Here is a 13,631-nt window from a genome sequence, read left to right as displayed (position 1 = left end):
TAGAAAGGACGATTTTTTTGTGCATTTTTTTTAAAAAGTGAAAAAATGAGGGGCTCCAAAAAGTCAGTTACCCTGACTTTTTGGACAGCCCCTTTCATCATTATTTTTCAGGCACAGCTTTTGAAACAACCTTTATGTTCTTTTCTGTTGCCTTTTGTCCGCTGCAGCAGAGCGAGCCAATGCTTGAAGATCGTCCTTGTCGGCAAGCTCTCTTGAAAATTCAATACTTTTGCCGTCTGACTTCAAATTTTTTGGCACTTGCGGCAGCTTAGCTTTGTTTTTATCACGCGCTTTTTGCTTATGTGCTCTTCCCATTTTGCGCACCTCCGCAAAGAGGGTGTAGACAGTTGCTTTCACAACATGTCCTATCCATTAGGGTGACATGTTCGGAGCATTTTATAATTGGCATTTTTATGCTTTAATGGCTTTCATGTTTTTCTGAAAAGCCTCCCGCTCTGTCAGCCATTTTAAACGCTCTCGAATAAGTGACTTCTTGGGCGCTGCTCAAACTGCTTTTTGTTTTTTTACGTTTCGCATCTTTTGCCATCCATCGATCTCTCACTTTCTAGTAAATGTAGTTTTAGTATGCCCGTTATTAAAATATTTTTGCATGAAAAACACGAAAATTTTTATGACAAACGTTCCTCCAGCTCTTCTTTAGAAATCAACACTTGGCGCGGCTTGCTTCCCTCATAAGGTCCGACTACCCCTCTCTCTTCCATGGCGTCAATTAATCTCGCAGCTCTTGAGTAGCCGATTCTAAATCTTCTTTGCAGCATGGATACACTTGCACTTTGCATGTCCACAACTAGTTGAACCGCTTCATTATATAATTCATCATCAACATCTCCATGATCCTCGGAATCTTCGTTCGGAATCATTTCTTCTTGATATTGCGCCTTTTGTTGTGAAATGACGTAATTCACGACTTTTTCCACTTCTTCATCTGATAAAAACGCTCCTTGAACACGAATCGGCTTTGATGATCCGACTGGCAAAAACAGCATATCTCCTCTTCCGAGCAGCTTCTCAGCTCCCCCCATATCCAAAATAGTGCGTGAATCGGTTTGGGAGGACACACTAAAGGCAATTCTCGATGGAATATTGGCTTTTATGACTCCTGTAATTACATCAACAGACGGACGTTGAGTCGCAATAATTAAATGAATGCCAGCAGCACGGGCCATTTGTGACAAGCGTGTAATCGAATCTTCTACATCAGAAGAAGCCACCATCATTAAATCAGCGAGCTCATCCACGATGACGACAATAAAAGGAAGCTCAGGCTGCTTCTCTTTTGAAAGCGAATTTTGCCTTCTGATCATTTCATTATAACCTTCAATATTGCGCGTTCCAGTATGTGAAAAAAGCTCGTATCTTCTTTCCATTTCATTTACTACTTTTTGCAATGCGAGCGACGCTTTTTTCGGATTTGTCACAACAGGAGCCAATAGATGCGGAATCCCATTGTAAACACTTAATTCGACCATTTTTGGATCGATCATCATCATTTTCACTTCATGAGGCTTCGCCCTCATCAAAATGCTTGTAATAATCCCGTTAATGCAGACGCTTTTTCCGCTGCCTGTTGCACCTGCGACAAGCAGATGCGGCATTTTGTTCAGTTCAGCCAGCACCGCTTCTCCAGTTATATCACGTCCTAAACCGATCAGCAGCTTGGAATCAGGGCGATCGTTCATTTTGGATTCCAGCACCTCGCGCAATGACACCATCGCAATTTCTGAATTCGGCACCTCAATTCCAATTGCAGACTTTCCCGGAATCGGCGCTTCAATCCGAATATCTTTTGCTGCTAAAGCCAGCGCCAGGTCATCGCTTAAACTGACAATTTTGCTTACCTTCACCCCGACATCCGGGTACACTTCATATTTTGTTACAGCAGGCCCTAAATGTACTTGGGTAACCTTTGCCTTCACTCCAAAGCTTTGGAAAGTGCGCTCTAGTTTTCTCGCATTATCGTAAATATTCCGCTTATCGGCATGCTGACCGCTGTATTTTGGAAGAGACAGCAAATCAATCGGAGGCAATTTATAATCTTTGTTTTCTATCTCCTGAAAGGCGATCGGCTCATCCTTTTCTTCAAGCGTAATTTGTTCCTGCTTTAAATTATTTTCGGGCTCTTTTTTATCATTTGTCACGATTTCTGGATGGTCTGTAAAACTGGAAATAATCGGTTCAGATGTATTTTCTTCTAAATGTTCATCTTCTTGTTCTTGATCGTCTTCAGCCTGAACCTTATTGGAGCGATGCTTCTTTTGCTTTTTCTTTTGTTTTTTTACTAAGGAAAATAAGTTCTTCATATCATCCACAAAGGCAAAAAATTGTTTTTTGAAAATCCGGCCGATAGACTCAACAATTTTGGAGAGGCTGTTTCCGAGTGATTTTCCGGAAATTAAGATGCAACCAATTATGATCAAGACAATGGAAATAATTCGGGTGCCCCCTGAAGAAAATAAATAGTATGATGCAGCAAAAAAAACGGCGCCGATCATTCCTCCTCCAAGATCTTGAGCGCTTGCCTCCCCGTTTAATTCCTTTAAATACATCTCCCAAGTATTCAATATAACGCTTGGAGAAGCAAAAACTCCTCCCTTTGACAAATTTTCAAACAGCTTCATATGGCTGAGAATTAAAATTGAGCCAACTATAAGATAGATCCCGAGCCATCTTCTCGTTAAAAAATGAGGGAATGTCTTTTTCCAAAATATATATATGGAAAACCATAATAATCCTAGCAAAAAGATAATAAACCATTCTCCAGCGAAGAACCGAAAAAAGGCGACAAGCGCTTTGCCAGCAAATCCAAATTCGCTTAAAGCGATTATCGACAATGATAATAGCAGAAGCCCCGCTATTTCAAATTTTAGTTTATTTTGCCAATCCGTTTTTCTCTTTTTTCGTTTCCTTTTCACTTTTGCCACTTTAATCCCACCTATGTATTATGTAAAACAAGAACGCAGCCACTATTTGGCTGCGAACGACTGTTTGTGTCCATATTATATCATACAAACTTGAATTTAGGTATGCTAGCAACGATGTTGTCTTTAAAAGGAATGTTAGCTTCGAAAAAAAGGTACTTTTTGACCGGGGAAAACAGATTCCAATAAATAATGGTTTGGATTGGTTGAAAGCACTCTGACGATTTGGCATTGATTTTCTCCCGTTTCTTCTATTAATAATGAAATGCCGTTCATCTCAATAATGTGCCTTTTTTGAAAAGCTTCTTGATCTGATGGAAAAATGAGCTCTTCAGGAACAGTCGTGTATAAAATCATTGAAGGATGTCCCCTCCTTTTCCATTCTTTCTTTCCAAAATAAGCTCGTTCAATTTTTTCATCGCGCTTCCTACACCGCCTATTTCATCGATCAAGCCGTACTTAACCGCATCTTGACCGATAACATTTGTTCCAATATCCCTTGTTAAATTTCCTTTTGAAAACATCAGCTCTTTAAATTTATCTTCTGTAATATTGGAATGCTTTGTTACAAAACTAATAACCCGCTCCTGCATTTTATCAAGATATTCAAACGTTTGCGGAACACCAATGACCAAACCGGTTAACCTTATCGGGTGAATCGTCATCGTAGCCGTTTCCGCAATAAATGAATAATCGCATGACACAGCGATGGGCACACCGATAGAATGTCCGCCGCCAAGAACGATGGATACAGTCGGTTTCGTAAGCGAAGCAAGCATTTCAGCGATCGCAAGTCCTGCTTCAACATCGCCGCCGACAGTATTTAAAATGACGAGCAGTCCTTCTATTTTCATATTTTGTTCAATCGCCACAATTTGCGGAATGATATGTTCATATTTTGTTGTTTTATTTTGAGCAGGGAGCTGTATATGTCCTTCAATTTGACCGATAATGGTCAAACAATGAATGTTTGTTTCCTGATCCATTTGCGGAATGTTTGTTTGTCCTAACTGCTGAATTTTGTCAACTACATTTTCGCTTCCCTTTTCCACTGGCTGAACAGTCGGTTGATCAGCATTTCCGTTCATCCCAATCATCCTTTCTTCTTACCGTTATGATGTTAGTATGAACGGAATCCATTTTTTCATACGGCTAGGAAACCGTTTTAAAAATGAGAAAAAAGCAGGCTTCGTCGGCCTGCTTTTTGTCTAAACCTCCATAATAATTGGCAAAATCATCGGGCGGCGCTTCGTTTGCTCATATAAAAATTGATTCAAGACGTCGCGAATGTTTTGTTTCATTGTTGACCAGTCCATTGAGACATCTTCCATACAAGACGACAGTGTGTCATGCACCATTTTCGTAGCTTTGGAAATTAAGCTTTCAGACTCACGGACATACACAAACCCTCTTGATATAATTTCAGGACCAGCGACAATTTTTTTCATCTCTTTGTTTAACGTAACAACAACAATTAAAATGCCGTCCTGAGATAACAAACGCCGGTCTCTTAGCACGATATTTCCAACATCTCCTACACCAAGCCCGTCAATGAGTACATTTCCAGAAGGTACTTTTGTAACCGTTTTGGCAGATTTAGGGGTGAATTCAACCACATCTCCTTGATCGAGCAAAAAAATGTTTTCTTCGCGTATTCCGATCGATTGCGCAATTTTAGCATGCGCTATTTGCATTTTAAATTCACCATGAACGGGAATAAAGTATTTTGGTTTCATTAAATGTAGCATAAGCTTCAGCTCTTCTTGGCAGCCATGACCAGAAAAAAACGCTTTTTTATCAATCGAAACAACATTGGCTCCTGCTCGAAACAGCAAATCAATCGTTTTCGAATAAATAAGTTCTTGTCCGGGTGTTGGGGTCTGAGCAATTAAAACCGTATCATCGGAAGTTATATGATGTTGCTTGTGAATGCCTTTGGCCATTTTTGAAATTTCCGCAAGCGGATCGAATGAATCGCTTGCACATAGTAGAACAGAGTTTTGTTTTTCAAGCTTTTTTAAATGCGACACCGGAATAAACAAATCATCGTCAGCCTTTAAATACCGTAATTGTCTTGCAAGCTCAATAATTTTGGCAAACGATTTCCCTATAATTGCTATTTTTCTTCCAGTCTCAACTGCGGCATTGAAAATTTGCTGAATTCGGTAAATATTCGTCTCTGCTACAGATACAACAACTCTTCCAGGCGAATTATACATAACATCGTTGATCATTTCTCCAGCAAGAGCTTCGGAACCAGAAAAGCCGGGTCTTTCTGCATTGATACTGTCGGAAAGCAAACAAAGAACACCGCTATTACCGATTTCCGCCATTTTACCAAAATCAAGAAAATGACTTCCGATCGAGGATTGCTCTAATTTAAAATCGCCTGTATGCACGATCGCTCCCATTGACGTATGGAAACAAACTCCCATAGAATCAGGAATATTTGAGAATGTGCGAAAAAAAGAAACAGTCACTTGAGGAAAATGTACAGGCTTGCGCATATTCACTTCGCGAAAATCAGCGGTAACAGAATATTGCTTCATTCTTTCTTTTGTCAAGGCAATTGTCCATTTCGTTCCGTAAACTGGCGCATTGATATGTTTTAAAATGTAGAAAATCGCACCGATCCGATCCAATCTGCCATTTGTTAAGAAGATGGCCCGAACCCTATCTTTACGTTCAAGCAAATATGTAATATCCGGTATCACCACATCAATTCCGAGCATCTCGTTTTCAGGATATTTCAAGCCGGCATCCACAATAAAAATATCCGAGTCGATTTCGACGATGTACAGGTTTTTTCCGACTTCCCCAACCCCTCCTAAAGCAATAAGTTGAATTTTTTCAGCTTTTTTCATAAGTGTTAGTGATCCTCCCTAAATATCCCCGTCCAAAGCACTTAGCAATATTATACCTGATGAAAGAAATGGAATACAAGTTAATTTATATCAGGCACACTTATCCGAAAAATTAAGCCGCTAGACACAGCTGTTTTGAATGGGGCAGAGTGGAATTTTTAAAATAAAAAAAGGCTAATCACGATGATCAGCCTAATTCATGGATCACAGCGGCTAATGATGTTCGCTCATCTGTTGTTAACGGAACTAACGGCAAGCGCACCGGACCAACATCCAGACCTTTTATTTGCAGCGCTGCTTTCACTGGAACAGGGTTTGGCGCCTTAAACAGTTCTTTCATTAATGGGAGAAGTCTTCGATGAAGGCTTCCGGCTTTTTTCACATCACCTGACAAAAAGGCTTGAATCATTTCTTGCATTTCATCTCCTACAACATGGGAGGCTACAGATATGACGCCATCACCGCCTATTGATAATGTCGGCAGCGTTAAGCTGTCGTCCCCAGTGTATAAAGCAAAATCATCTGGCGTTTTCTCGATAATTTTGGCCATATTATCAAGATCTCCGCTAGCTTCTTTAATCGCAACGATATTGTCAATTTCCGATAGACGAATAACCGTTTCAGGCGCGATCGAGGACGATGTTCTGCCAGGCACATTGTAAAGCATCACAGGAAGATGCGTGCTTTCTGCTATCGCTTTAAAGTGCTGATAAATCCCTTCCTGATTCGGTTTGTTGTAGTATGGAGTGACAAGCATAATCGCATCGACGCCGGTTTGTTCCGCCTTTTTTGTCAGTTCTATGGAAGCTCTTGTATTGTTTGTACCTGTCCCTGCAATCACTGGAACTCTTTTATTGACAACAGAAACGACATGTTTAAATAAAGCGAGCTTTTCTTCCGTTGTTAAAGTTGGAGATTCACCCGTTGTTCCAGCCACAACAATTGAATCTGTTCCATGATGGATTAAATATTCTACTAATTTTTCTGTTTTTTGGAAATCAATATTCCCGTTATTGTCAAACGGGGTAACCATTGCAGTTGAAATTCTTCCAAACATACCCACTTGTTCCTCACACCTTTATCGATTATTTTCCAAGATCAAACGCTTTATGAAGTGCATTAACTGCTTGAATCATTTCACTTTCCTTCACAAGCACCCAAATTGTTGTATGGCTGTCTGCCGATTGCAAAATTTGTATCCCTTCCTCCGATAAAGCAGCAACGATTTTGGAAGCGACTCCAGGGACTCCTTGAATGCCTGCTCCTACAATTGAGACTTTTGCACAATGCCGCGTGATCATCGGATCATATCCGATCTCTTTCAAAATTCCAACAGCAAGATCCGTTACATCCCCATGAACAGTATATATGACACTCTTAGGGGTAATATTAAAGAAATCGACGCTAATTCCGCTTGTAGCCATCGCTTTAAAAATTTCTTGATGAAAACGGAAATTCCCTTCTTTTGCATCTACTTTAATTTGCGTGACATCGGAAACATGAGCAATTCCAGTAATTAAACGTTCTTTTATGTCCGCACCTAGTTTATCCTGATGGTGAGAAGTGATGATCGTTCCTTTCGATTTAGAATAAGTGGAACGAATGCGAATCGGGATTTTGGCTTGCATAGCGATTTCAACCGCACGCGGATGAATCACCTTTGCTCCTTGATAGGCCAAATTGCAAATTTCCGTATACGTCACAAATGAAAGGGGCTTTGCATCCTTAACAATACGAGGATCCGCTGTCATAACTCCTTCCACATCTGTAAAAATGTCTACATATTCTGCTTTTAAAGCTGCTCCAAGTGCTGTTGCTGAAGTGTCACTGCCGCCGCGCCCAATTGTCGTCACATCTCCATTTGCTTGTGCTCCTTGAAAGCCTGCGACAACAACGACATCATTTGTTTCTAGAAGCCCGAGCAGGCGATCACATTTCAATTCTAATATTTTAGCATTTGTATGTTCATTTGTCGTCAAAAAACCTGCCTGCGCTCCGCTTAAAGCTGCCGCTTTTATTCCTTTTCCTTTTAGCATGCTAGTAAATACGACAGAAGAGATGATTTCTCCGCAGGACAGCAACATATCCTGTTCACGTTTGGAAATGGTGTCGATCCCGCCTTCCACAAGGCTGATCAGCGTATCTGTTGCGTACGGATCTCCTTTTCTCCCCATCGCTGATACGACGACGACCACTTTTTTTTTCTCAGACAAGGCTTCCTTTATATGTTCGTACGCATGTCTTCTGCCTTGTTCATCACGGACAGACGTTCCTCCAAACTTTTGAACAACAATGCTCATGATGTTCACCTCTATAAAATAACTAAACAGAAGAGAGCTGATGGCTTCAACTCTCTTCTTTTCACCTTATACTAATTTCAGTTTAATTAAACTTTCGGCAATTTGTACAGAGTTTAACGCTGCCCCTTTTAATAAATTGTCGGATACAACCCAAAGGTGGAAGCCGTTTGGCCGATCTAAATCTTTGCGAATTCGGCCTACAAATGTATCGTATTTGCCTTCTGCAAAAGCAGGCATTGGATAAATTTGATTTGCCGGATCATCTTCAAGCGTAACGCCAGGCGCATCTCTTAATACATTGCGAATATCATTTACAGTAACATCGTCCCTGTCGATTTCAATGTAGACTGATTCTGAATGCCCGATGACGACCGGCAAGCGGACGCAGGTCGCTGCAACTTCCAGATCCTTCATATGCATAATTTTTTTTGTTTCATTGATCATTTTCATTTCTTCAAATGTAAATCCATTTTCCTGGAACTTATCAATTTGCGGAATTGCATTAAACGCAATTTGATAATGTTTTTCGTCACTTTTAACAGGTAAAATTTCAGGTACAAACGGCTTTCCTTCTAAAATCGCTTTAGACTGTTCTTTCAATTCCTGGATCGATTGTGCCCCCGCACCTGATACTGCTTGATAAGTGGAAACAATGACTTTTTTCAGCCCGAACGCTTTACGGATCGGCTGCAATGCAACAACCATTTGGATCGTCGAACAATTCGGGTTGGCAATAATACCGTTATGCCATTTTATATCCTCTTCGTTCACTTCCGGTACTACGAGAGGAACGTTTTCATCCATTCTAAATGCGCTCGTATTGTCGATCACGACCGCGCCTCTTTTGGCTGCTTCCGGTGCAAGCTGCTTCGACACGCTTCCTCCAGCGCTGAAAAGAGCGATATCAACCCCTTCAAAGCTCTCCGGTTCCGCTTTTTGTACTGTGATTGGTTTTCCTTTAAATGTAGCTGTCTTTCCTGCAGATCGTTCGGATGATAACAGCGTTAAAGTTTCCACAGGAAAGTTTCTTTTTTCCAATGTTTCGATCATTCGTGTTCCTACTGCTCCAGTTGCTCCGACAACTGCTACATGAAAACCTTTTTGAGCCATTTTCTATCTATCTCCTTCCAAAATGCATCAGAGTCGAATAATCATGTATTCGTATTACGTTTAATTGTATCACAGTAGCCAAAAAAAGTGATGAGCGATTTTTCATGAAAGCGTTTTATTTGTTTGATTATTTTTTATGTTCAATAATAACCGGCTGAAGCTGTCTATGTTCAAGCGCATGTTCAACTGTTTCCACTAACCGATCCATATTCGCCACCATTGAATTCGGTTTTTGGTGGGGTGCATCTTGGCCGAACGGAACAAAGAAAATATTTTTTGCCGCCATTAGCTTCATTAAATTTACGCCATTTAACCCGAGAGCATCGTTTGTAGAAATGGCTAGTACAACGGGGCGATGGTTTCTCATAGTCGCTTTTGCAGCCATCAATACAGGAGAGTCCGTCAAGGCATTCGCCAGTTTGCTCATCGAATTGCCGGTCATCGGCGCAATGACCATGCAATCAAGAGGAATTTTCGGACCTAAAGGCTCGGCATCCACGATCGAATCAATTACTTGATTTCCAGTCGCTTCTTCAATTCTTTTGACCCATTCTTCTCCTTCCCCGAATCTAGTTGTTGTCGTCTTTACGGTCGAGGTGACAATTGGCAAAACGTTTGCTCCTTTTTCAACGAGCTTTTGAATTTGCGGAAATACCGCATCATAAGTACAATGAGAGCCTGTTAAACCAAATCCGATCCGTTTACCTTTCACTTCCATTATCCATACTCCTTTCAAGCTGATGCTGTTCAGTTAAAAGGATTGTCAACGCATTCGCCAAAATTTGGCCTGCTGTCCTCGGTGCAACAATTCCTGGAAGACCAGGTGCTAAAATGGCTTTCATACCTCTTTTTTCAGCATAGTGGAAATCGGTTCCTCCCGGCTTTGATGCTAAATCGATAATAAGAGCGTGGACAGGCATAGCTGCCAAAACATTAGAAGACAACACCAACGCTGGAACTGTATTTATGCAAATATCGATCGACGACAATTCGTCCTTCAGTTCACTCAAATGAAACGGCTTCATTCCCATTTCCGTGATCCTGGCCAAATCTTTCTGTTTGCGAGCGCCTACCTTCACATTAGCTCCTAATGCTGCAAAAGTGCGGGCAACACTCATTCCTGTCCGTCCAAATCCGATAACGGCAATGTTGGAACCATGAATGGTAAAATCAGTATGTTGAATAACGAGCATTATGGTCCCTTCTACTGTCGGAATGGAATTATATATCGCTACATCATCACGGTCCAGTATCGGTACAAGCTTTCGTTTTTCTTTTTCCATTAACTCTTCTAAATATTTTGTGCGTATCCCAGAATAAAAGATGCAATGCTCAGGAGTGGAGGCCACCATTTCTCTTGTCAGTACGATTTCTTCAGCGGAAAAAACTGCTTCGACCTGTCCTTCGCTTCCGGTTCCTGAAACAGGCAATATTACTGCATCCATTCCTTCCAGACTAATATTATGGCTGTTTATTTTTACTGATCCTGTATACCCATGTTCAAGCTGATCAAATCCGATTAAAAATAGATTGGCATCGTGCTCTGATAGCCTTCGGATCACCTCTAGCTGCCGGGCGTCACCGCCAATTACAGCAACGTTTAAGCCAGTTAACATCCTTTTTTTCACCTTCTTTATGGCAATTCAGTTCAGTTTCGAAAACCATAATTAGCTCCCTGTTTTAAGCATATTATGTAGGCGGCAGCCGATAGGTGAATCGCATCGAAAAATTGCCAAAAAAATAAAGCCGGCTTCTTTAGCCGGCGGATCTTCATTAGTCATCAATTTTATTTAAGGAATTTTCCGGTACGTCAATAATGATCATATCTTGACCAATTTTTTTGATATGCTCCCACGGTACTCGAATATCATGTCCTTGTTTCCTTAAACCGAACCACTTTAAAGAAGGAATAATAAGCGCCGTGATTTGTCCAGTTTCCGCATTGATTTCAAAGTCTGTTTGACCGAGCACGCCTAGACGTTCCGCTCGTTTTACATCGACGATTTCTTTTCCGCTTAACTCGGATAAACGCATAGTATTGGCTCCCCTCTTTCATTTTAAATATACGAACATATTCACAGGCAGAGATTGATTCGAAACTGATGAACATAGCTTTCCATACATGTATACGTTTTTGACAAATAAAAAATGCCCGCCAATCCATCATAGCAGGCATTTTAATTCTGGAATTGCAGAAGAAAGATTCTCTTCCGGACTAATTAAAGATACAGCATATTCATCTGTAAAAATATGTTGAATAAGTTCATTGACGCTCATGATATCAACACGGTTAACCGTTTCGATAATTTCATCCAAAGATCGATGTTTGCCTAAGAGCAGCTCATTTTTGCCGTTTCTGCTCATTCTTGCATTTGTACTTTCAAGACTAAGCATTAAATTCCCTTTAATTTGTTCTTTTGAATGCATTAATTCTTTTTCAGTAATACCGCTTTTTTTCAATTTTTCAATTGTTTGAAAAATCGTTTCAAATAAAATATTCAGCTGGTTTCTTCCAGTCCCACCATATATTGTGAGCACTCCACTGTCTTCATATGAAGTGTGGTAAGAGAAAATAGAATAAGCAAGCCCTTTTTCTTCCCTCACCTCTTGGAATAAGCGGCTTGACATGCTCCCGCCCAAAATATTGTTTAACACAATTAAGCTGTAAATGTCGTCATGACCGACTCTCAACCCTTTAAACCCAATGCAGAGATGCGCTTGCTCCGTCTCTTTTTTCTTGGCGATTTTTTGGTCCAAAAAAACCGGTTCCTTATATTTTTCTTTTTTATGAGACGACTTAAAATTGCCGAACCATTTCTCAACCTCTTGAATAAAGCTTTCTTGAACGTTTCCAGCTACTGAAATGACGATATTGTCAGGAGTATAGTATTTTTCCATATAGCTTTTCAACGCATCGCCGGTAAAACTAGATAAAGTTTTTTCTGTGCCTAAAATCGGATAGCCAAGCGGATGATCGCCAAACGCAGCCTGGCTTAACAGATCGTGCACAATATCGTCTGGAGTATCTTCATACATTTTGATCTCTTCTAAAACAACATTTCGTTCTTTGTTTAATTCTTCTTCTTCAAATACTGAGTTGAAAAACATATCAGCCAGCACTTCAAGTGCATAATTTGCATGTTCATCGAGCACTTTTGCATAATAGCAGGTGTATTCTTTTGAGGTGAAGGCATTCACCTGACCGCCAATTTTGTCAAAAGCTTCTGCAATTTCTCTAGCTGTTCTTTTTTCTGTTCCTTTAAAAAACATATGCTCTAAAAAATGAGAAATGCCGTTTGTTTCTTTCGTCTCGTTTCTAGAACCTGTGCCAATCCAAACTCCGATAGCAACGGAGCGAACAGTCGGAATGGATTCTAAAATGATTCTAACACCATTTTGGCATGTATATTTCTTGATCAAATTGTAACCCCCTGTTCTTCCAATCAGTCAAGACGTTTTTCATCCAGCAGACTAGAAAGTGAACCGATGGAAAGATTTTTTTCTTTAATCTTTTTAATTAATGAATCTAGACTCTCTGCGGTCGATGACGTCGGATGCATTAAGATCATGGCGCCGTTATGAATTTTTGACATCACTCGATTGATTAACGTTTCAGGCCGCGGCTTTTGCCAATCAATCGTGTCAACAGACCACATGATCGTTTCCATGTTCATATCTGCCGCTATATCTACGACCTCCTTGCGAAAGCTGCCGCTTGGAGGCGCAAACCATTTCACGTTTTTTCCTGTCGTCGCTTTGATGATTTTGTTCGTCTCTTCCATCTCTTGTCTAATTCTTGCAGACGGCAGGCGGGCCATATCTGGATGCGAGTATGAATGATTTCCAATTTCATGGCCGCTTTCTACAATCATTTTAGCCAGTTCAGGATTTTCTTTTACCCATCTTCCTTCTAAAAAAAACGTCGCTTTGACATGGTGCTTTTTTAGCACGGCCAACATTTTAGGAAGATACTCATTTCCCCATGCAACATTTATTAAAAAGGATACCATTGGCTTATCCGGATGTCCACGGTAGATCGCTTCGTTCGGCAAATCGCTTAAATGAACAGAAGGCGGAATTTGCTTGAATACAAGAAGCTTCGGATCAAAAGAACCCTTTTTCTTCATTCTTTTATACGATGCGTCAATGTCGACTGATCGCCCATTATAACCGGGCGTTTTTTTCCAAACTCTATGTATTTCAGCATTTTCCGGAGGAATTTCATACTCTTTTGCTTTGGCAACGATTTCTTGATACAACGAATTTTCGCCAGATACAGCCAATTCATGCTTTGCTTTTAATTGCTGAAGAAAGATCAATGTATAACGATTATCCAATATGACATAAGAAAAAAGTATGATCAATATAAAAATGGCTATTTTCCCTTTTTTTCGCTTCATCGCAACATCCCCTTTTTC

14 protein-coding genes are annotated in these 13,631 nt (G+C 40.4%); all 14 read right to left on the bottom strand.

Going from position 1 to position 13,631, the window contains the following annotated elements:
- Positions 1-132: 132 nt before the first annotated feature.
- Positions 133-315, bottom strand: coding sequence for a YfhD family protein (locus tag FB379_RS08710; protein ID WP_063386722.1), 183 nt, complete (start codon positions 313-315; stop codon positions 133-135).
- A 103-nt stretch (positions 316-418) separates the two neighbouring features.
- Positions 419-547 carry a YfhE family protein gene (locus FB379_RS08705; protein WP_082829320.1) on the bottom strand — a complete coding sequence of 43 codons (129 nt, stop codon included), beginning with the start codon at positions 545-547 and terminating at the stop codon, positions 419-421.
- A gap of 82 nt (positions 548-629) precedes the next feature.
- Entirely contained in the window at positions 630-2,942 is a 2,313-nt protein-coding gene (locus FB379_RS08700) for a DNA translocase FtsK (protein WP_144597757.1), read from the bottom strand.
- A gap of 135 nt (positions 2,943-3,077) precedes the next feature.
- The gene (locus FB379_RS08695) at positions 3,078-3,296 is read right to left on the bottom strand and encodes a YlzJ-like family protein (protein WP_066246452.1); all 219 of its coding nucleotides are present in this window, start codon (positions 3,294-3,296) and stop codon (positions 3,078-3,080) included.
- Positions 3,293-4,027, bottom strand: coding sequence for a ClpP family protease (locus FB379_RS08690; protein WP_066246454.1), 735 nt, complete (start codon positions 4,025-4,027; stop codon positions 3,293-3,295). The genes FB379_RS08695 and FB379_RS08690 overlap by 4 nt, the downstream gene beginning before the upstream one ends.
- Positions 4,028-4,147: 120 nt before the next feature.
- Positions 4,148-5,803, bottom strand: a complete 1,656-nt coding sequence (locus FB379_RS08685) for a ribonuclease J (RefSeq protein WP_063386718.1) — start codon at positions 5,801-5,803, stop codon at positions 4,148-4,150.
- A gap of 187 nt (positions 5,804-5,990) precedes the next feature.
- On the bottom strand, positions 5,991-6,866 hold the full coding sequence (gene dapA, locus FB379_RS08680; protein ID WP_117016776.1) for a 4-hydroxy-tetrahydrodipicolinate synthase: 876 nt from the start codon (positions 6,864-6,866) through the stop codon (positions 5,991-5,993).
- Between the two features lie 22 nt (positions 6,867-6,888).
- Positions 6,889-8,103 carry an aspartate kinase gene (dapG, locus tag FB379_RS08675; RefSeq protein ID WP_063386717.1) on the bottom strand — a complete coding sequence of 405 codons (1,215 nt, stop codon included), beginning with the start codon at positions 8,101-8,103 and terminating at the stop codon, positions 6,889-6,891.
- 66 nt (positions 8,104-8,169) lie between these two features.
- Entirely contained in the window at positions 8,170-9,213 is a 1,044-nt protein-coding gene (gene asd, locus FB379_RS08670) for an aspartate-semialdehyde dehydrogenase (RefSeq protein ID WP_144597756.1), read from the bottom strand.
- 127 nt (positions 9,214-9,340) lie between these two features.
- Complete coding sequence (locus FB379_RS08665; protein WP_063386715.1) at positions 9,341-9,931, bottom strand: dipicolinate synthase subunit B; 591 nt, start codon at positions 9,929-9,931, stop codon at positions 9,341-9,343.
- A complete protein-coding gene (gene dpaA / locus FB379_RS08660; protein ID WP_066246456.1) occupies positions 9,915-10,829 on the bottom strand; it encodes a dipicolinic acid synthetase subunit A in 915 nt (304 codons plus the stop codon). Before dpaA ends, FB379_RS08665 begins: the two co-directional genes overlap by 17 nt.
- A 157-nt stretch (positions 10,830-10,986) precedes the next feature.
- Positions 10,987-11,247, bottom strand: a complete 261-nt coding sequence (locus FB379_RS08655) for a YlmC/YmxH family sporulation protein (RefSeq protein ID WP_063386713.1) — start codon at positions 11,245-11,247, stop codon at positions 10,987-10,989.
- A 129-nt stretch (positions 11,248-11,376) separates the two neighbouring features.
- Positions 11,377-12,633 (bottom strand): M16 family metallopeptidase, encoded by a 1,257-nt coding sequence (locus tag FB379_RS08650; RefSeq protein WP_066246458.1) that lies wholly within the window; start codon positions 12,631-12,633, stop codon positions 11,377-11,379.
- 23 nt (positions 12,634-12,656) lie between these two features.
- The gene (locus tag FB379_RS08645) at positions 12,657-13,613 is read right to left on the bottom strand and encodes a polysaccharide deacetylase family protein (protein WP_144597755.1); all 957 of its coding nucleotides are present in this window, start codon (positions 13,611-13,613) and stop codon (positions 12,657-12,659) included.
- Positions 13,614-13,631: the final 18 nt, after the last annotated feature.

The sequence above is a fragment of the Aeribacillus composti genome (assembly GCF_007827555.1).
Taxonomy (GTDB): Bacteria; Bacillota; Bacilli; order Bacillales; family Aeribacillaceae; genus Aeribacillus; species Aeribacillus composti.
This window is presented reverse-complemented; position numbering and strand designations above follow the sequence as displayed.